Genomic DNA, 23363 nt, shown 5'->3' on the forward strand with positions numbered 1-23363 from the left:
TCAGCCCTTCCTGCCGCCAAACACCAGCAATGCCCCGCCCACCACGATCGCGGCCACGCCGGCCCAGATCGGGAAGTTGACGTTCTGCTTTTCCTTCACCGACAGCTCGATCGGGCCGAGCTTGACCTGGTGGGTCTCCTTGGTGAAGCTGAACCCGCCCGTGCCCAGGGCGGCGATTCCCGCCACGATCAGGATCAATCCGATGATTCGGGTCGCGTTCATGAAGTGTCTCCGATGTGGCCTCCACTTTAGCCCGCGCCGAAGCCCTACAGCGGCAGGACGTCGCGCTCGCTGCCGCCGTGCAGCCATTCCGCGAATTCGTCGGCCAGCCGGCGCGACTCCTGCGCGGCGATGCCCCAGGCCCTGATGCGCGCCTGTACGTCATTGCCGTATCGCACGAAGTCATTGCGGTCGGGCAGCTTGCCATTCGGCAGGCCCTTGACCCATTCCGGGTTCGGCGCCAGCACGACCGTGCGGTCTAGAAAACCGGTCGGCTTGTGGCGCCACTTCAGTCCCTTGTCCAGCCAGCCAGGAACCACGGCTCTCTGGAAATGCGGATACAGCACGATGCCGTCCGCATTGCCGTAGTCCAGGTGCAGGTGGTAGTCGGTGATGCCGCCGTCCCAGTAGGCGCCGGGCGGGGCGCCGGGAATATCGTGTACGGCCTCGAGCATGAAGGGGATCGAGCACGAGGCCTGCAACGCGAGTTCGAAGTTGGCCTGGCGCAGGTCGACCTGCCGCGTGCGGAAGTCCTGCGTGCCGAAAGGCAGTTTCGCGCCCGGCGTCGAGAACACCACGCGCTCCAACCAGGCGCCCAGGCTCTTGCGGTGAACGCTGTTGGTGATGAAGGCGCCCAGATACCCCATCGGCGCGCGAGCCCGCCCTTCCCGCCCGAGGATGTGACGACCACGCGCGGTGATCACATGCAGCTTGTAGCGCGAATGCCCCAGCACCTCTGCCGAGCGCCCGCCATAGAAGCTGCGCAGCCCTTCGCCGAATTGCGCGCTGACCTGCTTTGCGCTCAGGCGCTTCTGGCCCGCTGGCACTTCGAAGTGCTGGTGGATGTAGCCGTGCTCGAACTCTTCGAAAGCCGTCGCGGCATTGCCGAGGCAGGCATTGGCCAGCCGCCAGGCGCCGATCGATGCGCCGACCAGGTCAATGGGCTGCGCCGCCTGCGGCAGCCAGTCACCGAAGAGAAAGCGGTCGATCGGCCCGAGGACCAGGCCCTTGGGCCCGCCGGCAGCACCGGGGATGGTGCGCACGTCCTGCGGGCGCAGCCCCTGCGTGGCGATGTGTTCGCGGGCGACCGGGCCGGCGTAGATGCGAAGCGCTTTCATGCCGCACCCACTGGCAAGAATCGTGCTCCACCCAGCACGGCTTTCACCTACTTGCGCAGGCCTTGCAGCTTCGCGAACGCCGAGGCCATCTGGCCGGCCGGCTGCGGCGAGTTGTCGCGGCGCGGACCCTGCTGGCCGCGGCTGGCGCCTTCGAAGCGGTTCTCGCGCGGACCGTCGCGGCGCGAAGGCGCGGCGTCGAGCTTCATCGACAGGCCGATGCGCTTGCGCGCCACGTCGACTTCCATCACCTTGACCTTGACGATGTCACCGGTCTTCACCACCTCGCGCGCGTCGTTGACGAACTTGTGCGAAAGCTGGCTCACGTGCACGAGACCGTCCTGGTGCACACCGAGATCGACGAAGGCGCCGAACTGCGCGACGTTGCTCACCGTGCCTTCGAGCACCATGCCCTCGACCAGATCCTTGATGTCCTCGACGCCGTCGTTGAAGCGCGCCACCTTGAAGTCGGGGCGCGGATCGCGGCCCGGCTTCTCCAACTCGCCGAGGATGTCCTTGACGGTGATGACGCCGAACTTCTCGTTCGCGAAGAGCTCGGGCTTGAGCGTCTTCAGCATCTCGGCGCGGCCCATCAGCTCGGCGACGGGCTTGCCGGTCTTCTCGATCATCTTCTCGACCACCGGATAGGTTTCCGGGTGCACGCCGGTCATGTCAAGCGGGTTCGAGCCGCCCCGGATGCGCAGGAAGCCCGCACTCTGTTCGAAGGTCTTGGCGCCGAAGCCGCTGACGTCCAGCAACTGCTGGCGGCTCGCGAAGGCGCCGTTGGCTTCGCGCCAGCGCACCACGGCCTTGGCCACGCTGGCCGACAGGCCTGAAACGCGCGACAGCAACGGCACGCTTGCGGTGTTGAGGTCCACGCCGACCGAGTTCACGCAATCCTCGACGACCGCGTGCAAGGTGCGCGCGAGCTCGCTCTGGTTCACGTCGTGCTGGTACTGGCCCACGCCGATGGACTTGGGGTCGATCTTCACGAGTTCGGCCAGCGGGTCCTGCAGGCGGCGCGCGATGCTCGCCGCGCCGCGCAGGCTCACGTCGACATCGGGCATTTCCTGCGATGCAAATTCGCTGGCCGAGTAGACCGAGGCGCCCGCTTCGCTCACGACCACCTTGTCGACGTTCACGGCAGCGCCGCCGGCCTGCGCTGTCATCTTGGCCAGCAGCTTGATCAGGTCGGCAGCCAGCTTGTCGGTCTCGCGGCTTGCGGTGCCATTGCCGATGGCGATCAGGTTCACGCCGTGCTTCGCGCAGAGCTTGCCGAGCGTGTGCAGCGAGCCTTCCCAATCCTTGCGCGGCTCGTGCGGGAAGACGGTCGCGGTCTCGACCAGCTTGCCGGTCGCATCGACCACTGCCACCTTCACGCCGGTACGGATACCTGGGTCCAGGCCCATCACCACGCGCTGGCCGGCCGGTGCGGCGAGCAGCAGGTCGCGAAGGTTGTCGGCGAAGACCTTGATCGCGACCTTCTCCGCATCTTCCCGGAGTCGCGTGAAAAGGTCGCGCTCGGTGGACAGCGACAGCTTGACCCGCCACGTCCAGGCGACGCACTTGCGGATCAGGTCGTCGGCCGGACGGCCGGAATGGCTCCAGCCCAGGTGCAGCGCGATCTTGCCCTCGGCGATGGAGGGCTTGCCCGGCTCGGGCTCGACCGGAAGTACCAGCTTGGCGTCGAGGATCTCCTGCGCACGCCCGCGGAACACCGCCAGCGCGCGGTGCGATGGCACGCGGCCGATGGGCTCGTCGTAGTCGAAGTAGTCACGGAACTTGGCGATATCGACGTTGTTCTCGTCCTTGCCCGCCATCAGGCTGGACTTGAAGAGCCCTTCGGCCCAGAGCCATTCGCGCAGACGCTGCACCAAGGCGGCGTCCTCGGCCCACCGCTCGGAGAGGATGTCGCGCACGCCATCGAGCACCAGCGGCACGGTCGAGAAATCCAGGCCGTCGGCAGCGGGCTTCACGAAGGCAGCGGCCTCGTCGGCCGGGTTCAGGGTCGGGTCGGCGAAGAGCTTGTCGGCCAGCGGTTCGATACCGGCCTCGCGCGCCATCTGGCCCTTGGTGCGACGCTTGGGCTTGAAGGGCAGGTAGAGGTCTTCCAGTTCCTGCTTTGTCGGTGCCGCGTCGATCGCGGCGCGGAGTTCGGGCGTCAGCTTGCCCTGCTCCTCGATGCTCTTGAGCACCGCCGCGCGGCGGTCTTCGAGTTCTCGCAGGTAGCCGAGCCGCACTTCGAGTTCGCGCAACTGGATGTCGTCGAGGCCATCGGTGGCTTCCTTGCGGTAGCGCGCGATGAAGGGCACGGTGGCACCACCGTCGAGCAGATCGACGGCGGCCTTCACCTGATGCTCGCCGACCTTGATCTCTGCGGCGAGCTGGCGAATGATTTTCTGCATGTCTGGAGGGCGTCCCTGAGCCTGTGGCGCCATCGGGGCGCCTTGCGGATAAAGCGCGGAAGTTTGCCATAGGGGCCAGGGCCACAATCGTCTCCAATGCGTATCTTGAAGAAACTCCTTCGCGCCATCGCCGCGCTCGTGCTCGTGCCGGTGCTGCTGTTCGAGGAGTGGGGCTGGGAGCCGCTGGCCCGCGCGTTGGGCAAGCTGTCGCGGCTGCCCGTCTGGGCTCATCTGGAAAACAGGCTGCGCGCCCTTCCGCCCTGGGGCGCGGTGCTGGCCTTCCTGGCGCCGATGGTGATGTTGTTTCCGGTCAAGCTGCTCGGCCTGCTCCTGCTGGGGCGGGGCCACGCGACGAGCGCAGTCGTCGTGCTGCTGTCTGCCAAGCTGGTCGGCACGGCGATCCTGGCCTGGCTGTTCCATCTGGTCGAGCCGGCCCTGATGCGGATTCCGGTGTTTGCGCGCTGGTATCCGCGGTGGAAGACATGGAAGGACAGGCTTCTCACCGCTGTGCGACTGAGTGCGCCGTGGAGGGCCGCACGCTACGTCAAGAACAGCACGCGTCGTTGGTGGCGCAGCATGCGCCGGACCTCTTGAGCAAATTTTCATCCGGGTAGATTGCAAATCGCTTTTCGTCCGGGTATTATTCGCGCCCCATGTCTTCCACACCCGAATCCACCCTCACCGCCTTTGCGGGTTTCCGCCGCATCGCATCCGGTCCGCGTTCCCAGGTCATCGCGCAGCTGCGCAATCAAGGCGGTCGCAGCGGCGAGGCGGCGCCCTTCGTGTTCGACGACAGCACGGGCGAGCGAATCGACCTCGACCTGCGGGGCGAGAACTCGGTGCCGGCCATGGAAGCGGCACCGCACGACGAACAGGCGACGCGCAGCGTCGGACGCCCCAAGCTCGGCGTGGTCGCACGGGAAGTCACCCTGCTGCCGCGTCATTGGGAATGGCTCGGGCGCCAGCCCGGCGGGGCGTCAGTGGCCTTGCGCCGACTGGTCGACGAGGCGCGGCATGTGCACGCCGACCGCGACGCGCAGCGCGCAGCGCGCGAAGCCACCTATCGATTCATGACAGTGATTGCGGGCGACTTGCCCGGCTTCGAGGAAGCGACCCGCGCCCTCTTCGCCGGCGAACGCACACGCTTCGACACTTTGATCGAATCTTGGCCCGACGACCTTCGAGCGCACTTGAAAAAGCTCGCGGCTCCCGCATGGAGCGCCGCATGAAGCCGCCGGTCCAGGCCAGCGCAGCCGGCACGATCGATGCCGAAGACGTCCAGCACGCCGGCGAGATCGCCGCGCCGCCCGCATCGGTCACCGACCCGGTGCCACCGCCGATCGCCTCGCACGCGAACCCGCGCGCGGCCGCCATGGCGTCGCGCCCGCTGTGGAAGACCTTCCTGCTCTTCCTCGCGCCGATGCTGCTCAGCAACATCCTGCAGTCACTGTCGGGCACGCTCAACAACGTCTATCTCGGGCAGATGATTGGCGTCGGCGCGCTTGCGGCGGTGTCCAGCTTCTTTCCGGTGATGTTCTTCTTCATTGCCTTCACCATCGGCCTGGGCGCCGGCGCATCGGTGCTGATCGGGCAAGCCTGGGGCGCACGCCAGCCCGACAAGGCCCGCGCCGTGGCGGGAACCACGCTCACTGTCGGTGTGCTCTTCGGGCTGTGTGTCGCGCTGTTCGGCGGCGCCTTCACCGAGCCCATGCTGCGTGTGCTGGGCACGCCGGCCGATATCCTGGCGGACGCGACAAGCTACGCGCGCATCATCCTGATCGCGATGCCGGGCCTCTTCGTGTTCCTGCTGTCGACGGCCATGCTGCGCGGAGTCGGCGACACGGTGACGCCGCTCTACACGCTGATGATCTCGACCGTGCTCGGCCTGGCGATCACGCCTGCGCTGATCAAGGGCTGGTTCGGCCTGCCGCAGCTCGGCGTGGCGAGCGGCGCCTGCGCCACGGTGATCTCTTTCGTCGTCGCGACCGCCTGGCTTGGCTTGCATCTGCGGCGCAAGAAAAGCGTGCTGGCGCCCGACGCCGACTTCGTGCGGCACGTGCGGGTGCGTCCGGAACTGCTCAAGGCCGTGCTCAAGGTGGGCGTACCGACCGGGGTGCAGATGATCGTGGTGTCGCTCGCCGAGATCGCACTGCTGTCTTTCGTCAACGCCTACGGCTCGAACGCGACGGCAGCCTATGGCGCGGTGAACCAGGTCGTGGCCTACGTGCAGTTCCCGGCGATCTCGATCGCGATCACGGCGTCCATCCTCGGCGCCCAAGCCATTGGCGCGGGGCAGGTGCAGCGCCTCGGCGCCATCACGCGCACCGCGCTGCAGATGAATCTGGTGCTCACCGGTTCGCTGGTCGTGTTGGGCTATCTGTTCTCGCGACCGCTGATGGGCTTCTTCATCACGAGCGAGCCGGTCATCGAAGTCGCACAGACACTCCTTCACATCATGCTGTGGAGCACGGTGATCTTCGGCATGGGCGCGGCGCTCTCGGGGATCATGCGCGCCAGCGGCTCGGTGCTGGTGCCCACCGGCATCTCCATCTTCTGCATCGCGCTGATCGAGGTGCCGGTCGCGTGGTGGCTGAGCCATCGCATGGGCCTCAACGGGATCTGGATCTCCTACCCCGTCGCCTTCACGGCGATGCTGACGATGCAGGCGTGCTACTACCGCTTCGTATGGCGCAAGAAGACGATTCGCCGGTTGATCTGAAGACGTCAGGGGCACTACCGGTCCTGTACTCGTTCCGCCGTTGCCCTTATGCCATGCGGGCCCGCATGGCGATTGCGGTCAGCGGCCAGCACTGCGAATTGCGGGAGGTCGTGCTACGCGACAAGCCGGCCGAATTGCTTGCAGCATCGCCCAAGGGAACGGTCCCCGTCCTGGTCGATGTGGACGGAAGCGTGATCGAGCAAAGCCTGGAGATCATGCTGTGGGCGCTCCGGCGCCATGATCCGGATCGCTGGTTGCGACCTGAGCACGGGACGCTGGAGGACATGCTGGCGCTCGTTGCCGAATGCGATGGCGACTTCAAGCGGGATCTGGATGGCTACAAGTACCCTGAACGCCAACCGGTTGCGGATCTCGGCACGCACCGGGCACAAGGAGCCCTCTTCCTGGCGCGCCTGGACGCCCGTCTCCAGGCTTCACGGTGTCTGCATGGCGACCAGGCTGCCCTCTCGGATATCGCGATTGCGCCATTCGTCCGGCAGTTCGCCCAGGTCGATGCGGATTGGTTCGATGCACAGCCGTGGACAAGACTGCGTGACTGGTTGCAGGATCGACTCGCCGCACCTGTCTTCGTTCAGGTGATGGAGAAATACCGGCCATGGCGCAAAGGCCAGCCAGGCGTGGACTTTCCAGCCTACTCGAACACCTCATCCCCCGTCGGCTCGTAATGCGGCACCGCATTCATGTTGTGCCGCAGCTGTGACAGCTCCCAGTACATCCGCCTGCGCGCCCGGCTCTGGTTGCCCAGCGGCCGATGGTCCGGAATGGTGTGCCACGGGTTGTAGGACAGCCGCTTCGCAAACTCCATCTGTGCCGGCGAATCGAATTTCTGCCGTGGCAGCCGCAGCGTGGCGACGCTGACTCTCGGTGACAGCTTCTCCGGCCACAGCACGCCGGCGTTCTCGATCGGCATCAGGTGCGGATCGGTCTGCATCTGCACCCGGACATCCAACTCGACATCGCCTTCGGCCAGCGACGAGACCATCGCGTTGCGCAGGTAGTCATCGGGCGGCCGCAGCGGAAGGCGCGGTATGGGCGTGCGCTTCGTGGTCTTGGGCCACACCGAGTACTGCATCGCCTGCCCCTCCCCCATCAGGTACGGAACGCAACTGAAGTACGGCGCCTCGAACGGGCTGCTCTGCGTCTTGATGAACAGCGACTGCATGATGAGGTCGAGCACGTGCGAGTCGCGCAGGTTGACGAAGTAGAAGATCTGCGCATTCTTCACGCTCTCGATCTGCAGTGCCGCATTGCACTTGGCATCGGGCGTGACGAAGGTCGGCGTGGAGACGCCGAACATGTCGAGCGTGTGCTGCTCCTCGTCCATCAGCTTCGGGCCGGGCACGCCCATGAGCTTGATGCTGATGCTCATGAAGCCCACGTCGTCGATGTCGGGCGTGATGTAAGGCCCGGGCCCCGAGAAGCGTACCCATGCGTGATAGGTCTGCGGCTTCGCGTAGATGCCGCGCTTCATGTGCTCCGGAATGTCCTCGTGCACGATGAATTCGCCGCGCACGATGCCTTGTGTCTTCGTGTTGCCGCCGCGCTCGAAGCCGCCGGGTTTCCACAGGTCGCTCATCTGCCGGGTGAAGCTCTTGACGATCGAATCGGTGAAGCTGTCCTCGTCGGGCATGAGCTTTTCTTCCGCGATGTGCAGGCCTTCATTGGGCCGCCGGCTGTTGATCAGCGCGGTGGTGAGCCGCGCCAGCGGGTCGCGCAGGAAGGCATCGAAAGCAGGCCTGAAGAACGGGTCGAAGCGCCGCTCCAGCCGGATGAATGCCATGCCCGAATCACTGATGAAATTGCGCAGGACGGAGCCCGTATTGGCCCTGGGCGTGGGGCGGCTGGCGTTCGAGTTCATGGCTGCACCTTGGACAGATACCGCAGCGCGCGAAGGCTGGGCAGGAAGAAGTAGGCGCCGCCCATCACGGTCACGAATTGCGGCAAGCCGCATACCCTCATGTCGGGGCCGGAGGCGACCGGCATCGAGAAGGTGTCGGTGGCGACGCCGTTCTCGCCCGGCAGATGGTTGCCGATGAGGGGGTCGCTCTCGTTGTGCGATCCGTCGAAGCGCAGGCCCGACAGCCACGCCGACTGCACGAACTCGAACTGGCGCGCGATGTTGGCGCCGAGGCAGATGAAGTGAAGGCCGGTTTCCTCGTGCGGCGGCACACCGTACTCGCGCCCGCGCCGCAGGAGCCGATGGAAGCGGGTCGACGAGACCAGATCGTTCGCGAGCGCATCGGCATCGAAGCCCAGCGTCCGCGCTGCCCACGAAATGAATCCCGGCGGGCCCGGCGGCAGGTCGGCATTGCGCGGATTGCTGCGCCGGATGTGCGCACCGACCGGGCAGCGCAAGCCCTCGATATCGCTGCGGTACGTGAAGGTGTTCCGCGGATCGTCTTCGCCGTCGATGGCTTCATTGGTGCGCCCCATGAGCGGTTCGCCCTCCATCGTCCGGCCGACCATCGACTCGGCCAATTGCTTGCGGCGCACGGGGTCGCCCTGCGCCTGCTCGTCCATGAAACGCCAGAAGCCCTCGACGTCCTGCTGCAACTGGCGCAGCACCAGGTAGCTTCCGTTGCGCCCGAGGTCGGACCGTTCGGGCGCGTCCTCGGCGCGCACAAGGACTCCGTCCGGGTCGCGCAACGCGTCGAGCAAGGGCCTGTCGGTGTACTCGCCATATTCGTTCGGATAGCCCAGCAGGTACTCGCCGAGGCACGAAAGATTGGTGTAGTCGGACAGTTCCTCGTCACGCGCCGGTCTTTCGCGATGCCAATCGACCTTGGGTTCCGAGATGCCATCGGCAAAGCCGAAGGGTTCGATGCCGTCCATGTCGGAGGTCGTGAGGCAGGCCAACTGCTCGAAACCCTCCTCCGCATGCGCCGACATGGCAATGCCGATCCAATCATCGAGCGCGCCAGGCATGGCGTAGAGCATCACCATCACATGAGGCATCGTCTCCGACGAGCCGCCCCATCGCCAGCGTGCCGGATCGCTCGCACCGAGGTCGCCGAGCCGGCGTGCGCGGCTCGAATCGCTGTTCATGCCGACAATGAACTCGGATGAGAAGCCCTCGACGATGTCCTCTTCCACGCCGAGTGCGCGCAGTCCGGCACTGGTGATGGCGATGTGCAACGCGGTCTCCGGCGGCGGCTCCCGTTTCGCCGCGCTGGTCACGGGCGCCTGTGCGAGCCAGGCGAGTGCCGCCTCGCGATTCGTCACGCGCAGCAGCAGGAAGCAAGCCTGCGTCAGGCGCCGGTAGCCAAAGCGCACCAGACCCTGGATGTCGTCGTAGTCGACCGGTTGCGCCGTCATAGCAACCTCAACCACTCGAGTGCCTGCTCGTCGCTCATCGCGTGCAGGTCGAATCCTTCGCGGATGCGCTGGTTGCGGGCCAGATCCGTCAGCGTGAGACCGGGATAGGCCTTGTACCAGACCTGCGTCGGCACCTGATGCCGGCGCTGGTAGTACTTGAAGCGCAGCTCATGGTGCGCGCCACCTTTCACCAGCCAGTCCGTGCGCGGCCAGCCGAAGCCGTGACTGAAGGCGAGGTTGAGGCCCCACGCGGCCTTGTTGACGAAATCGTCCATATAGCTTTCGTGACTGCCGTCGTAGCTGCTGGCGAACAGCACCCGCGCCTTGTTGTCGAGGAAGACCCAGCGCGCGAAATGGATCGTCTGCACCCGGGCAAGGTGCCCTCGGCCGAAGACATGGCGGCTTGCGTAGTCGATCAGGAGCAGGATGACGCGCACGAGAATGCGCCGAAACGGGCCCGGCTTGACGGGGCCGATCGCCGTGAAGCTGTTGGTCAGGTCGTGGTCTTCGAGCTGCTGCATCTCGCGCACGGTGGCACGGTCGGGCCGTGGGCAGAACTCGGGGTCGGTCTTCTCGTGGTGGCGCAAGAGCACGATGACGAAGGGCAGCAGCACAATCCATAGCGGCAGCAGCACCAGACCGACCAGCGGCACGCCGATGGCGTGCACGAGGTTGCATAGCTGCCAGCTTGTCGGCGTGCGTTCGGTCGATGTCAGCACGAGCCGCCCGGCGATCATTTCGTCCTGTACGAAGGCCACCAACTCGCGTCGCACAGCCTGAGGGTCGACGGCCGCCGCACTGCGCGGCACGCGTGACGACAGCAGGCGTTGCAGTTCGCTGTTCTGATGGATATGCCTCACGGTTCGTCCGATCCAGTTCACGTAGCCTGCAGCCACCGGAACGCTGTGCGCCCTGAGCTTCGCCAGCAGGTCGGCGCCCGTGCCGAAGCCTTCGCAATGAGAAAACAGGCGGCGCAGACCATCGCCGGCACGCTCCGCGAACTCGGCAAGCTGGTCGTCGGCCGGTCCATCGCATTCGCCCAGGAAGCAGAGGTACATCGGAACATGGGGTCGCGGCAGATCGAAGAGCTCCAGGTCGCTCATCGTCGTGTCGGGCAGCAGCGCGAAGCGCGCGAAGTGCAGGCGCTCGAACTCGCCGAAAGGCAGCAGGGCATTCGCCGGATCGGCTACGCCGGGCTTCGCGTTCATGGTGTCCAGCAATTCCCGCAGGCCGGCCTCGCGGCCAGCAGCCAGCGCAGCGACCACCATGAAGTGGGATTGAGGAGTCACCGCATCAGAACTTGAGGCAGAAGTCGATCAGCCGCTCCTTGCCCACATACACCTTGCCCAGATAGAGGTTCGGCGAGATCAGGCGGATCTCGTCGCGAATCCGGCGGGCCACCAGCGAGGTATCGGAATAGTCGAGCACGATGCATTCCTTGCCGTCCAGCCAGCTCTCGCCCTTGCCGACCTTGGCGACGATGGCCTTGAGGCCGAGCGTCGTGACCTTGTTCTTGAGGACCCCGTTTTCGGCATCGAAGACTTTCCCTTGCCATCCGAAGTGGTTGATGAACTTCGCGATGAGTTCCGAGTAGGTCGTGCCCGGCGCAATGATGGCCGTGCCTTCGGCCTCGCCGGAGGGAATGTCCCCTGCCGGACTGGCGCGGAACAGATCGTCGAGCTGCTGCTGAGACATGTCGAGCAGTTGTTGCACGTCGTAGGCCATACGCCTTCTCCTCGGGGGAACCCCATCGTTCACAAAGTTTCAGCCAATCGCCGACACGCGTCAATTTGCCGAAAGGGGTGTGCGGTGCGCATGCTGCAACACCACTTCGGCCGCTTTCTCCGCAATCATGTAGATCGATGCCGCAACGAAGAAGCCCGGTATGCGCGGGAACACCGATGCATCGACCACGCGCAGCCGCTTCACGCCGTGCACGGTGAAGGTGCTGTCGAGAACGCCGCCTTCGTTGGCGTTGCCGATCGGGCAGGAGCACGAGGCGTGATGCCCCCACGCCGTACTGCGCACGTAGTCGGCCAATGCGTCGTCGGTCTGTGCAGTGGGCCCGGGCGCCAGTTCCTCGGTGATCCATCCGCTCTCGATCAGCGGTGCCATCATCCGGCGCACGAAGCGGATGGCCTCGATCACGGCTTTCAGGTCTTCGCCGGACGCGTCGCTGCCTTCCTCGAAGTAGTGGAAGTTGACGAGCGGCATGTCCAGCGGGTCGGCCGAGCGCAGCCGCACCGTGCCGGCACGGTTCTGCGTATGGGCCTTCAGCACGGCCCAGGTCAGCCGGTCCGGGTGGTCGCGGATCCAATTCGAGAATCCGCTGAAGTAGCCTTCGAAGCGCGCCAGCAGCGCCATGCAAAAAAGGTCTGGGTCTTCCTTCCTGCGCGCCGCGCCGGTCGACTTCTGCACCACGCCGAGCGCGGCGCCGTTGGATGCGTACATGCCGGCCTTGCCTTCGTGCCAGTGCCGCCACAGGGTGTCGTCTCGATCGAAACGCGCGCCTTCCAGCACTTCCCAGGGTTCGCGCATGCGATGGCTGACGGCGACTTCGTAGCGGTCCTGCAGGTTGCGCCCCACACCCGGCAGGTCGACCCGGACCGGGATGCCGTGCTGGATCAGCTCCGCGGACGGGCCGATGCCCGACAGCATCAGCAACTGCGGCGTGTTGAACGCGCCGCCGCAAAGGATCACCTCGCGTCGCGCCCTCACCCGGCGTCGTTCGCCGGGTGCGTCGCTCGGCCTTGCATGCGCGCGATACAGGCACGCACCCTTGAGGTACTCGACACCGTTGGCCCCGCCGTCGGCATCGAACAGCACGCGCGTGGCGAGCGCTTCCTGTTCGATGTGCAGGCGGGTCGGATGGCGTTCCGCGACGTCGAGCAGCCGCTCCCGCACGCCGACGCGTCGACGGTCCGAGGTTGCGAGCGGCGTGTAGCAGATGCCTTCGAAGCTGCCGGACCGCATATGCCACGCGTTGGGGTCGCCCATGCCTCGACGCAGCCAGCGCAGGGTACTGAGCAGAGGCGTCGGCAGGCTGCTGGTGAAGGTCCTGGCGGTGTCGCGCAGCACGCGCACCAGCCCGTCGTCGCCGAGCACCGTGAGCGGAATGGACTTCTCTGTCTTGAGCCAGCCATGCCAGCCGTGGCCCGTCGGGTCCAGGCCGATATGCTGCAAGGCGCGCCACACCGGCCTGTGGCGGCAGTCTTCCACCCTCAGCGCGTACCGGCGCATGTGCGTGGCGCGCCATGACAGGTCGCCGGTGATGCGCGCGATGTGGTTCCAGTCCGAGGCATGCGGCAGCATGAAGATCATCGCGTTGTGCGAGGTGCAGCCGCCCAGCGCCGCGGCGCGCGGATAGAGCACGCCCTCCCCGGCCTCGTGTTTCCAGTCCCTCGCCTGCTGGTCCTCGTCCGCGTAGTGGCGCACGCGGAAGTTCCAGCTCATGGCCGCGTTCTCGCAGGCAAAGGCATGGAAGGCCGGCACGTCGTAGTCATCGGGCAGGCGTGCGGCGCTCGCGCGCGGATCGCCACCAGCCTCGAGCAGGAAGACGCGCATGCCCGATTCGGCCAGCCGGGCTGCGAGGGTGCCGCCGCCCGCACCCGAGCCAACGATGACGTAGTCCCAGTCGATCGATTCGGCTCCTGGCATGGACGCGGCCGGGTCTTTGTCAGAAGGTCTTCAGGAAGGCAATCAGCGCGCGCTTGTCGTCATCGCTCAGTTCCGGCTCGCGGCCGAATGCCCTCTCGTCGGCGCTCAGTCCGTCCTGGCGGTTGAACTGGGCAGTCCCGAAGTAATGGCCGCGGTTAACCACGAAATCCGGGCACTTGCTCAGCTCGAGCATCGGCTCGCGGAGATTCACGAAGTGCTTGCGCAATTCTTCATCGCTGGCGCCGGACGGCGCGCTGGCCAGGGCGTGCTTGAGCTTCAGGAGCAACTCACCGGCATCCTTCACGTGCTCGGCCTTGTCGCCGAGCCCATCGGACTCCGCGCGCAGCTTGAGGTTGGCGAGCAGGTTTACGGGCACGCCCTCGGGGATGGGCCCGAGCACGATGTCGCCGCCCTCCTTGACCAACCATGGCAGCCAGCGATTCAGCGCGCCCTGCAGGGGCCGCAGGGCGTCGGGCGCGAAGCCGGTGGGAATGATCACCACGCTGCGCTCGGTCGTGCGATCGATCGTGCCGTCGACCTTGTTGCCCAGTACGGCGTCGGCCTTGCGCTTCTCGGGCCACAGCATCTGCACGATGGCGTCGTCGAAGACCTTCATGCGTGCCTCGACCGACGGATTGCCGTCGGGGTCCGCCTCGCCCACGGTGTTGTTCAGCAGGAAAGGTGCTGTCGACCAGACGCTGATCAGCGAAGGCACGCGCGTGTAGCCGCGCCCGCCAGCCGGCATCGCATAAGGCTTGGCCTCGCCGGTGAACGGGTCTCGCAAGGTGACCGTGCCGACCGAAGGCAGGCTCTTGTAGGTCTGCGAAGAGAAGTTGTCCCAGATGTTGCCCCGAAGCGCATTGGTGGCGAGCGGACTGCACGCGTTGGTGCGCAGCAGCGTCACCGGAATGCGCGCCTCGGTCGACAGGTAGTTGCCCTCCAGGAAGTCGGGGGCCTGCACGACCTTGCGCATCTGCGCCTTGTACTCGGGAGTCTGCGTCCAGTTCCAGTAGCGCTTGAAGCATTCCACGTAGCCGGGACCGGCGCAGCGTGCGGGATTGATGTCCAGTGCGGCCGGCAGCGGCGGTGCCTTGCTCGAGTGGCAGCGCGCGCAGGTGTCGGCGAAGGCGGTCTTGCCGCGCTCCAGCGTCGCAGTGTCGGTGGCAAGGTATTTCTCGCTGCCGGGCGCGTCCTTCAGGCGATCGGGCTGCGCAGCCTTCAGGAAAAACAGTGCCGTGTTCACCGTGCCCAGCTCGGTTGCCTGCCAGTAGCTGGAGTTCTTCTGCGCCGATGCGATCCTGATCGGCGAGATGGTCTTGCCGCCGACCACCGGGTTGAAGTGCAGCAGCCATTCCTCGCTGAAGAGCCCGATGTTGAGGTACACGCGGTTGAGCGCCCCGAGCAGCCCGACGGAATCCGCGCCGTCCTTGAGCACGTGTGGCGTGCGGACCGTGCCGTCGGCCTTGGTGAAGAACTCGGTCAAAGGGCCGCTGCTCACGAAGTCGTTGAACTGCCGGTTGTCGAGTTCGCCGCCGGCCAGCCTTTCCTGTCCGACGCGCTTGGCCATCTGCAGGCGGCCCACGAAATCGTAGACCGCGTTCATGGTGCGCGGGTTGTTGATGCCGTCGGTCGATACCAGCGAGGTGTCCATCGTGCCCGGCCGGTACGTATGGGCGAGCTGGTACATGTAGTTCTTGCGCCCTTCGGGCTTGTTCGCGTTGTGGATGAAGAGCCGATCCACCCACATGTACTGCGCGCCTACCGATGAGCTCAGGTTCTCGAACTTCGGATTGTTCGGGTCGGCCGGCGGCTTCACCGGGCTCGGCCCCACGTGGCAGAAGCCGCAGGACATGCCGACCCGGTACGGCCGCACCAGGTCCTTGCGGTTGTAGTAGCTCGGGTCGGTGTAGTACCTCTCCGCGTCCCATTCCTTGGCCGCTTTCTCGTCGAAGGCCGGGTTGGGAAACAGGCGCAGGCCGGAGATGCCGGTGTTCCAACCGTAGAACGAGCCGACGGGCTGCGTCGTGCCGTCGCCCAGCGGCTTGCCTCGCGAGCCGATGGCTACGCCGGGGTACTTGCTCTCGTTCTCGAAGGGATCGGGGGCGCAATCCTTGCTGCGCGCGTCGAGCCAGAGGCCGCGCCGCGACTTGTCCGGTCCCGTGGCGTTCTCGAAGCAGGGCTCGTTCACAAGACCGAAAGTCTTCCAGCGGTTGGCCCGTGAGTACCCGAGGCTCGGATGCGAGCTGATGACCTTCAGCAGGTCGAAGGCGCCGAACGTGTAGTCGGTCATCTGGTTCCAGAATCGGTCGTTGCCGCCGCTCCAGACCAGCCACATGTTGCGGCCCTTGATCTCCTCGGGCGACAGCGCGACGCCGCCGTCCATGTCGTGGAAGTAGTCCTCCGTGGCGTGGGGGAACGATGCCGCGTCCCGACCCGCCAACCGGGCCTCGTCGAGCACCTCGCCGGGCTGCGGACCTTTGGAGCAGGCCGCGAGAAGCGCGCACGCTAACAGCGGCAGCAGCCTTGCGGCGTGCCAGCAAGCTTGGGTCATTGCCATTCCTCCTACGTCGACACCTTGGGTGAACGGGCAATCGATTGCGCAGTGTGGAGGGGGGTCGATGCCTTGGCTATCGGCCATGCGCGCTAACGCGAAGGGCGTAGGCGCAAGCGCCCGGCTGGTCATGGACGGCCGGCAGTGACATCATTCGCCGGCCCTGTGAGGCACCCAACGAGGAGACACCGCATGCAAGAACGAACAAGAATGGCCCGTCGCGGCTTTCTGAAAACTGCGGCCGGCACCGGCCTGGCCGCACTGGGCGGACTGGCCGGCGCCCAGTCCTTCGACTTCAGGCCCCAGCAACGCTACCCCGACCCGGCAGTGATGATCCTGGACCCGAGCTTCACCAAGTACCGCATCTACAGCAGCACGGTGGAGCAGCTCGGCACCGGCATGCGCTGGGCCGAAGGTCCGGTCTATTTTCCGGAGGGCGGGTACCTGCTGTGCAGCGACATCCCCAACAACCGGTTGATGAAGTACGACGAGAAGACCGGCAAGTTCAGCGTGCACAAGACCAACGTCAACTACGCCAACGGCAATACGCGCGACCGCCAGGGACGGCTGGTCTCCTGCGAGCACTCGGTCACCCGCCGCATCGTGCGGACGGAGAAGGACGGCCGGACGACGGTGCTGGCCGACAGCTACGAAGGCAAGCGGCTCAACGCACCGAACGACATCGTCGTCAAGTCGGACGACACGATCTGGTTCACCGACCCGATCTTCGGCATCAACGGCGAGTGGGAAGGTTCCAGGGCCACGCCGGAGCAGCCAACGACCAATGTCTACCGCATCGCGCAGGATGGCAAGCTCACGGCGGTCATCACGGACCTGGTGAACCCCAACGGCCTGGCGTTCTCGCCCGACGAGAAGAAGCTCTACGTGGTCGAGTGGAAGGGCACGCCCAATCGAAGCATGTGGAGCTACGACGTGGCCGCCGACGGCAGCAGCCTGACGAACAAGACCAAGCTGATCGATGCCGAAGGCCCCGGCGCGTTCGACGGCTTTCGCGTCGACCGCGATGGCAACCTGTGGTGCGGCTGGGGATACACCGGCGCCGTCGCGAGCGAGCCGACGGACATCGGCGGCGGCATGAAGGCCTACCTGCCGACAGGCAAGTCAGAGGAGATGGATGGCGTGAAGGTCTTCAATCCGCAGGGCAAGCCGATCGGATTCATCCGGTTGCCGGAGCGGTGTGCGAACCTGGAGTTCGGGGGGCCGAAGAGGAACCGGCTCTACATGGCGAGCAGCCATTCGCTGTATGGGTTGTTCGTGGAGGCGCACGGCGCGGTCTGATCGTCAGCCCTTCTCGCCTCATCCGCTGGCGGAGACGGGCATTGTCCGCGGCCCGCGACTGATCAGCAGCCAAGCACTCAGGGCGCTCATGAGTGCCAGGCCTGCGCAAATCAGCATCACCCATCTGAAGCCCGAGACGAAAGAGGCATTCACCGTCTGCCTGAGCGCCACAGCCGCCGTCGGATCCACTCCCGCTGGCAGCGTCGCACCTGCAAGCTGGCTTCGTTGCGCTTCGAGGAAAGCGGAGGTCTCGGCGGACGCGCCGATCCCGCGCAAGCCCTCACCAAGCCGCGCGTCGAAAGCCCAGGCCATCACCACCCCGAAGACCGCGATGGCCAGCACCGACGCCGCGCGCGAGACCGCGTTGTTCACGCCTGATGCAATGCCGGCGGATTCGGGACCGACCGCATTCATCACCGTCGTCGTGAGCGGTGCGACCGTGATGGTCATGCCAAGCCCCAGTACCACCACGGCGGGGAAGAACGCAGTCCAATAGTTGGCTCCCACACCCGGCACCGCGAACAACGCGAAGCCCACCGCCGCGATGCCCGGCCCCACCACCAGCGGCAGTCGCGACCCGAAGCGATCGACCAGTTGCCCGGCCCAGCCCGAGAAGGCGAACATGATCAGGATGAACGGCAGCAGCGCGGCTCCCGCGACGGTCGCCGAATAGCCCTGCACCTGGATCATGTTGAGCGGGAAGAAGTACAGGCCGCCGCCGAGCGCCGCATACAGCAGCAGCGTCAGCAGGTTGGCGCCTCCGAAATTGCCGATGCGCAGCATGGACAGCGGCAACATGGGTGATCGCACGCGAAGCTCCGTCACGACGAACGCAACGCTCGCCACCACGCCGGCGATGAGCGCTCCCAGCACCGCCGGCGACGCCCACCCCTGCGTCGGCGCTTCGATGAACGCATAGACGATGCCGCCGAGCGCTACGGTCGCGAGCGCTGCGCCCCACAGGTCGAGGCCGGCCCTGGCGGCAGCGCCTCCCCGGCTTTCGGGCACATGGCGCCACGCGATCAGCAGCACGATCACGGCCATCGGCACGTTGACGAGAAAGGCCCAGACCCATGAGTAGTGATCGACCAGGAAGCCGCCCGCGACCGGCCCGATCGCTGCGGTGATGCCGCTCCATCCCGACCACGTGCCGATGGCGCGTCCTCGCTCCTTCTCGGGAAACGTCGCGCTGATGAGCGCCAGGCTGCCCGGCACCAGCAAGGCGCCACCGACGCCCTGCACGGCCCGCGCCAGAATGAGTTGCCGCACGTCGCCTGCCAGCGCGCAGCCCACCGACGCGAGCGCAAAGAGCGCAACGCCGATCGCGAAGACCTTGCGCCTCCCGAAGTGATCGCCAAGAGAGCCGCCGACGAGCAGCAGCGCGGCAAGGAAGAGCGCGTACGACTCCACCACCCACTGCGCCTGGAAAGCCGTGGCGTGCAAATCGGCCTGGATGGCAGGCAATGCCACATTGACCACCGTGCCGTCTATGAAGGCCATGCTCGAACCGATGATCGCCGCGGCGAGCACCCAGGGCTTGGAGGCCGGTGGGCAGTCCGCCTGTTCGCAGCCGTGGCGAATCTGGTTGTCATCCCCGGGTGGCTTGCCGAGCTGGGTCATGCATTGAGTATGAAGCCCGGGCCCGTGCCGGACAATCCCGCGGCATGACACGCTATGAAGCATTGGCCATCGAGATCGCGGAATCCATCCGGACCGGCGTGCTCCACCCGGGTGATCGCCTCCCCTCCGTCCGGCAGGCCCGTGCCAGCCGCGGCGTGAGCCCGTCCACTGTGTTCCAGGCCTACTATCTGCTCGAGGCGCAGGGTCTCATCCGGGCGCGCGAGCGCTCGGGCTACTACGTGGCGGACGGCGCACGGCATCTTCCGCCCGAGCCTGAAGTTGCATCGCAGCCGGAGGACGACGCGGTACCACTCGACGTCAGCGAGCGCGTGTTCGAGATCCTCGAATCGACGATGGTGCGGGACGTGGTGCCGCTGGGTTCGGCCTTTCCCAGTCCTCTTCTCTTTCCGCTGCAAAGGCTGGGCCAGATCATGGCGGCCAGCATCCAGAACCTCGATCCCTGGAGCACGGTGGACGACCTCACGCCGGGCAACGCGCGCTTGCGCCGGCAGATCGCGCTGCGCTACCTGGCCGATGGAATGCAGGTCCACACCGACGAGATCGTCGTCACGAACGGCGCGCTCGAGGCATTGAACCTCTGCCTTTCGGCGGTGACGCGCCCCGGCGCTGCCGTGCTGATCGAATCGCCGACCTTCTACGCCGCGCTGCAGGCGCTGGAGCGGCTGGGCCTGGAGGCGGTCGAGGTGCCGACCCATCCGCGCGAAGGCATGGACCTCGACGCGCTCGAACGCGCCATCCGGCGGCACCGCCCGAAAGCCTGCTGGCTGATGACCAACTTCCAGAACCCGCTGGGCAGCCTGATGCCGGACGCGAAGAAGAAGGCGCTGGTCGGCTTGCTGACGCGCCATGACGTGCCGCTCGTCGAGGACGACGTCTACGGCGAGCTCTATTTCGGCGACAAGCGCCCGCTGCCGGCGAAGGCTTTCGACACGGAAGGGATCGTCATGCACTGCTCGTCGTTCTCGAAGTGCCTGGCACCCGGCTATCGCATCGGTTGGGCCGCGCCCGGACGATTCGCGCGCGCAGTCGCGCGCGCAAAGCTGACGACCACACTCGGCGCGTCGGCGCCTGCACAGGCGGGCCTGGCCGCCTATCTCGAAAAGGGAGGCTACGACAAGCATCTGCGCAAGCTGCGTCGGACGCTCGCGGAACAGCAAACCTTCCTGGCACACGCCATTCGCCAGCACTTTCCACCGGGGACGCGGGCCACACGTCCGGCAGGCGGCTACTTCCTCTGGGTCGAGATGCCGAAGCAGGTCGATGCACTGGAAGTTCATCGCCAGGCTCTCGCGCAAGGGATCAGCGTCGCGCCGGGGCCGATCTTCTCGGCGCTACGCGGCTTCACGAACTGCCTGCGGCTGAACTATGGCCATGCATGGGATGCACGCACGGAGCAGGCGGTTGCGATGCTGGGACGCCTTGCCAGAGGAGCCGGCGCACGCGAGCTTGCGCCAGAAGCCTCGTGATAGATTGCACGACGGTGAGCGACACAGGGTCGATCGCCCGATCGAGCCACGAGTGAGAGGACAGAAATGCTACCCCGGCTGGCGAGGATTCTGAAGCGCACTGCGCTGGTGATCGGCGTTGTCTTCATCACCGCGATCGCGCTGCGCACGTACGACGTCCAGCGCGGCCCTCCCCTCGAACTCTGGCACACGCACGTCCCGCACGAACTGTCCCGCGCAGAGCTCGCAAAGGCCGACTGGGCCGGCTATCTGGCAGCAGAGGACAAGGCCTTCGCCGAGGTGCGCACCGAGGTCACCGACAAGCTGCCGCCGGAGGCGCGCGTGCCCGGCAATCGCTACTACGACGGCAGCCCGATCTTTCCGGGGCGTTTCGTTCAGGACTGGAACCGGTCCTATGTGCAGGAGCCGCAAGGTGCGCCGCGAGGCGCGGTCGTGCTGCTGCACGGCTTGACCGATTCGCCCTTCAGCCTGCGCCACGTCGCCAATCTCTACCGCGATCGCGGCTTCGTGGTCGTCGCGATCCGCATGCCGGGCCACGGCACCGTACCGGCCGGGCTCACGCGCGTGCAGTGGGAGGACTGGTCGGAAGCGACGCGCCTCGCCGTTCGCGAAGCGCGCCGCCGCGCGGCCGCGCCGCTGCCGCTGCACATCGTCGGCTTCTCCAATGGCGGTGCGCTGGCGATGAAGTTCGCGCTCGACGGCCTGGACGATTCGAGCCTGGCGCGACCGGACCGGATCATCCTGATCGGGCCGATGATCGGCATCACCGAACTCTCCCGGTTCGCAGGCGTGTTCGGCTGGCCGGCCGTCTTCCCGGCGTTCGCCAAGGCGGCATGGCTGGGTGTCGTGCCGGAATTCAACCCATTCAAGTACAACTCCTTTCCGGTCAACGGAGCGCGCCAGTCTTCGCTCCTCACGCGCGACTTGCGCTCGCACATTGCGCGAGAAGAGAGTGCGGGCCGCCTCGCAAAGCTGCCGCCGATCCTCACCTTCCAGTCGCTGATCGACTTCACGGTGAGCACGCGTGCGATCGTGACCGCCCTTTACGCGCGGCTGCCCAGCAATGGCAGCGAGTTGGTGCTGTTCGACCTGAACCGCAGCGTCAAGTTCGGTCCGTTGCTGCGCTCGGGAAGCGATCTGCGGCCGGATCGCGTCTTGACCCCGGCACCCCGGCCATTCCGGTCCACCCTGATCACCAACACGGGGCCGAGCAGCCGTCAGGTCGTGGAGCGCGTGACGGAGGCCGGGTCTGTGACGGAGAAAACGAGGCAACTCAACCTCGAGTTTCCGCTGGAGGTGTTCTCGCTTTCACACCTGGCGCTGCCTTTTCCCGTCACCGATTCCCTCTACGGCATACGGCCCGACATGAGCGAGGACTTCGGGGTGAACCTGGGTTCCCTGGCTGTTCGCGGCGAGCGCGGCGCTCTCATCGTCAGCCTGGATTCGTTGACACGCCTGTCCTCGAATCCGTTCTTCCCCTACATGGCCGATCGGATCGTCGAAGTGATCCCGGCCCCGTGAGGCCAGCGGCGGTCGGACGGACACGCTTCAGACGCGGCCGTTCACCGGCTGCCGGGTCCGCAGCGAACTGAACACGGCGGCCACCGCGGCGCAGCACGCGGCCAGCCCCAACGCGATCACCTGGCCCTTGCCGTCGTGCGGACTCCAGATGCTGAAGATCGCGGCCAGCAGCACTGCGCCCAATGTCTGGCCCGTCAGACGCGCGGTACCCAGCATGCCGCTTGCTGCGCCGCTGCGATGCGGCGGAGGCGAGGTCACGATGGTGTGGTTGTTCGGCGACTGGAACAAGCCGAAGCCCATGCCGCACAGCGCCATGCGCCAAACGATGTCGGCATTGGTCGGATGCGCAGGCAACGCAGCCAGCAACACCAGGCCGCTTGCCAGCAGCCCCAGACCGATGCCGCCCAGCAAGCCGTCCGGATACCGGCCAATGAGCCGGCCGGCAATCGGCGCCATGACGACGATCGCCAGGGGCCATGCCGTGATCAGCAGGCCGGCCTCGAAGTGAGAGCGCCCATACGTCTCGAGCAGCAGGAAGGGCAGCGCGATGAACGACAGCATCTGTGCGCAGAACGCGCCAATGGACGTCCCCATCGAGAGTGCGAACACCGGGATGCGCAGCAGGTCGACCGGAAACAACGGCAACATCAGCGCGCGTTGGCGACGCAGGTAGACGAAGCCCACTGCGATACCCGCCAGCAGCAGCGCCCAGGCCCAGGGGCTTGCGCCCTGGCCCGCATCGCCGCGCACGCCGAGCCGGTCAGCGCCGATGAAGATCAACGCAAACATCAGCACGTTGAGCAGCACGTCGAAGGCCGAGAACCGTGAGTCCGCGGATGCCTTGGCCTGGTTGGCCGGCAATGCGCGCACCCCCAGCGCCAGCACCAGCGCGCCCAGCGGCACATTGAGCGCGAAGAGCCACGGCCATGAGGCGACCGACAGGATCGCCGCCGCCACCGTCGGACCGGCGACCGATGCGGTCGCCACCACCATCGAGTTGATCGCCATGCCGCGGCCGAGTTGGTCGCGCGGATAGATCAACCGCACCAGCGCCGCGTTGACGCTCATGATGCCGGCGGCTCCCAGCCCCTGGAGCGCCCGCGCGGCAATCAGCATCGCGAGCGAGTTGGCAAAAGTCGCGAAAAGCGAAGCCACGGCGAACAGCGCGATACCCACGAGGTACACACGTCGATAGCCGATGAGATCGCCCAATGAGGCCAGCGGCAGCAGCATGACCAGCGTGGCGATCTGGTAGGCGTTGACCACCCAGATCGCATGCGCCGCATCCGCGCGAAGTTCGCGCGCGATGCCCGGCAGCGCGAGGTTGACGATGGTGCCGTCGAGGACCGCCACGGCGATGCCGAGGATGATGACCAGCATCGCGCGCCAGCGTTGCGGCTGGGGCAGTCCCTCGACGGCAGCGGAGGCGGGCGT

General features: G+C 66.2%; 18 protein-coding genes. 7 read left to right on the forward strand and 11 right to left on the reverse strand.

Translation table 11 applies throughout. The features are described 5' to 3' along the window. The 3 genes from QTH97_RS29420 to QTH97_RS29430 are packed head-to-tail and all read right to left on the reverse strand — an operon-like array spanning position 1 to position 3739. On the reverse strand, positions 1-222 hold the full coding sequence (locus QTH97_RS29420) for a hypothetical protein (RefSeq protein ID WP_286572117.1): 222 nt from the start codon (positions 220-222) through the stop codon (positions 1-3). A gap of 44 nt (positions 223-266) precedes the next feature. Then, on the reverse strand, positions 267-1337 hold the full coding sequence (locus QTH97_RS29425; protein WP_286572118.1) for a patatin-like phospholipase domain-containing protein: 1071 nt from the start codon (positions 1335-1337) through the stop codon (positions 267-269). A 47-nt stretch (positions 1338-1384) separates the two neighbouring features. Then, the gene (locus tag QTH97_RS29430; protein ID WP_286572119.1) at positions 1385-3739 is read right to left on the reverse strand and encodes a Tex family protein; all 2355 of its coding nucleotides are present in this window, start codon (positions 3737-3739) and stop codon (positions 1385-1387) included. 96 nt (positions 3740-3835) lie between these two features. Here QTH97_RS29430 and QTH97_RS29435 point away from each other — a divergent pair, with 96 nt between their 5' ends. The 4 genes from QTH97_RS29435 to QTH97_RS29450 all read left to right on the forward strand — a co-directional run bounded on the left by QTH97_RS29435 (position 3836) and on the right by QTH97_RS29450 (position 7144). Beyond that, entirely contained in the window at positions 3836-4333 is a 498-nt protein-coding gene (locus QTH97_RS29435) for a hypothetical protein (RefSeq protein ID WP_286572120.1), read from the forward strand. A gap of 59 nt (positions 4334-4392) precedes the next feature. Then, on the forward strand, positions 4393-4968 hold the full coding sequence (locus tag QTH97_RS29440; RefSeq protein ID WP_286572121.1) for a DUF2239 family protein: 576 nt from the start codon (positions 4393-4395) through the stop codon (positions 4966-4968). A 143-nt stretch (positions 4969-5111) separates the two neighbouring features. Beyond that, positions 5112-6458, forward strand: coding sequence for an MATE family efflux transporter (locus QTH97_RS29445; RefSeq protein ID WP_286572160.1), 1347 nt, complete (start codon positions 5112-5114; stop codon positions 6456-6458). Then, complete coding sequence (locus QTH97_RS29450; protein ID WP_286572122.1) at positions 6425-7144, forward strand: glutathione S-transferase; 720 nt, start codon at positions 6425-6427, stop codon at positions 7142-7144. The genes QTH97_RS29445 and QTH97_RS29450 overlap by 34 nt, the downstream gene beginning before the upstream one ends. Here the strand turns inward: QTH97_RS29450 and QTH97_RS29455 are convergent. Genes QTH97_RS29455 through QTH97_RS29480 form a run of 6 tightly spaced genes read right to left on the reverse strand, consistent with a single transcriptional unit; the run spans position 7111 to position 16002 of the window. After that, complete coding sequence (locus tag QTH97_RS29455) at positions 7111-8337, reverse strand: catalase family protein (RefSeq protein WP_286572123.1); 1227 nt, start codon at positions 8335-8337, stop codon at positions 7111-7113. The two genes, QTH97_RS29450 and QTH97_RS29455, sit on opposite strands and share 34 nt — an antisense overlap. Continuing rightward, positions 8334-9794, reverse strand: a complete 1461-nt coding sequence (locus QTH97_RS29460; RefSeq protein WP_286572124.1) for a Dyp-type peroxidase — start codon at positions 9792-9794, stop codon at positions 8334-8336. Before QTH97_RS29460 ends, QTH97_RS29455 begins: the two co-directional genes overlap by 4 nt. After that, complete coding sequence (locus QTH97_RS29465; protein WP_286572125.1) at positions 9791-11083, reverse strand: hypothetical protein; 1293 nt, start codon at positions 11081-11083, stop codon at positions 9791-9793. Before QTH97_RS29465 ends, QTH97_RS29460 begins: the two co-directional genes overlap by 4 nt. Before the next feature lie 4 nt (positions 11084-11087). Then, positions 11088-11519: a hypothetical protein gene (locus QTH97_RS29470; protein ID WP_286572126.1), complete on the reverse strand. Its 432-nt coding sequence runs from the start codon at positions 11517-11519 to the stop codon at positions 11088-11090. 60 nt (positions 11520-11579) lie between these two features. After that, the gene (locus QTH97_RS29475; protein ID WP_286572127.1) at positions 11580-13451 is read right to left on the reverse strand and encodes a GMC family oxidoreductase; all 1872 of its coding nucleotides are present in this window, start codon (positions 13449-13451) and stop codon (positions 11580-11582) included. Positions 13452-13470: 19 nt separating this feature from the next. Further along, positions 13471-16002 carry a hypothetical protein gene (locus QTH97_RS29480; protein ID WP_286572128.1) on the reverse strand — a complete coding sequence of 844 codons (2532 nt, stop codon included), beginning with the start codon at positions 16000-16002 and terminating at the stop codon, positions 13471-13473. A 192-nt stretch (positions 16003-16194) separates the two neighbouring features. On the opposite strand from QTH97_RS29480, the gene QTH97_RS29485 reads away from it, so the two are divergent. Beyond that, positions 16195-17301 carry an SMP-30/gluconolactonase/LRE family protein gene (locus QTH97_RS29485; protein ID WP_286572129.1) on the forward strand — a complete coding sequence of 369 codons (1107 nt, stop codon included), beginning with the start codon at positions 16195-16197 and terminating at the stop codon, positions 17299-17301. An 18-nt stretch (positions 17302-17319) separates the two neighbouring features. Here QTH97_RS29485 and QTH97_RS29490 read toward each other — a convergent pair whose 3' ends face one another. Continuing rightward, entirely contained in the window at positions 17320-18921 is a 1602-nt protein-coding gene (locus tag QTH97_RS29490) for an MFS transporter (RefSeq protein WP_286572130.1), read from the reverse strand. Positions 18922-18965: 44 nt separating this feature from the next. On the opposite strand from QTH97_RS29490, the gene QTH97_RS29495 reads away from it, so the two are divergent. Then, the gene (locus QTH97_RS29495; RefSeq protein WP_286572131.1) at positions 18966-20408 is read left to right on the forward strand and encodes an aminotransferase-like domain-containing protein; all 1443 of its coding nucleotides are present in this window, start codon (positions 18966-18968) and stop codon (positions 20406-20408) included. 66 nt (positions 20409-20474) lie between these two features. Next, on the forward strand, positions 20475-21929 hold the full coding sequence (locus tag QTH97_RS29500; protein WP_286572132.1) for an alpha/beta hydrolase: 1455 nt from the start codon (positions 20475-20477) through the stop codon (positions 21927-21929). Between the two features lie 27 nt (positions 21930-21956). On the opposite strand, the gene QTH97_RS29505 is transcribed toward QTH97_RS29500, so the two are convergent. Beyond that, complete coding sequence (locus QTH97_RS29505; protein WP_286572161.1) at positions 21957-23309, reverse strand: MFS transporter; 1353 nt, start codon at positions 23307-23309, stop codon at positions 21957-21959. Positions 23310-23363: the final 54 nt, after the last annotated feature.

Origin of the sequence: Variovorax gracilis (assembly GCF_030317115.1) — a bacterium.
Classification (GTDB): domain Bacteria; phylum Pseudomonadota; class Gammaproteobacteria; order Burkholderiales; family Burkholderiaceae_C; genus Variovorax; species Variovorax gracilis.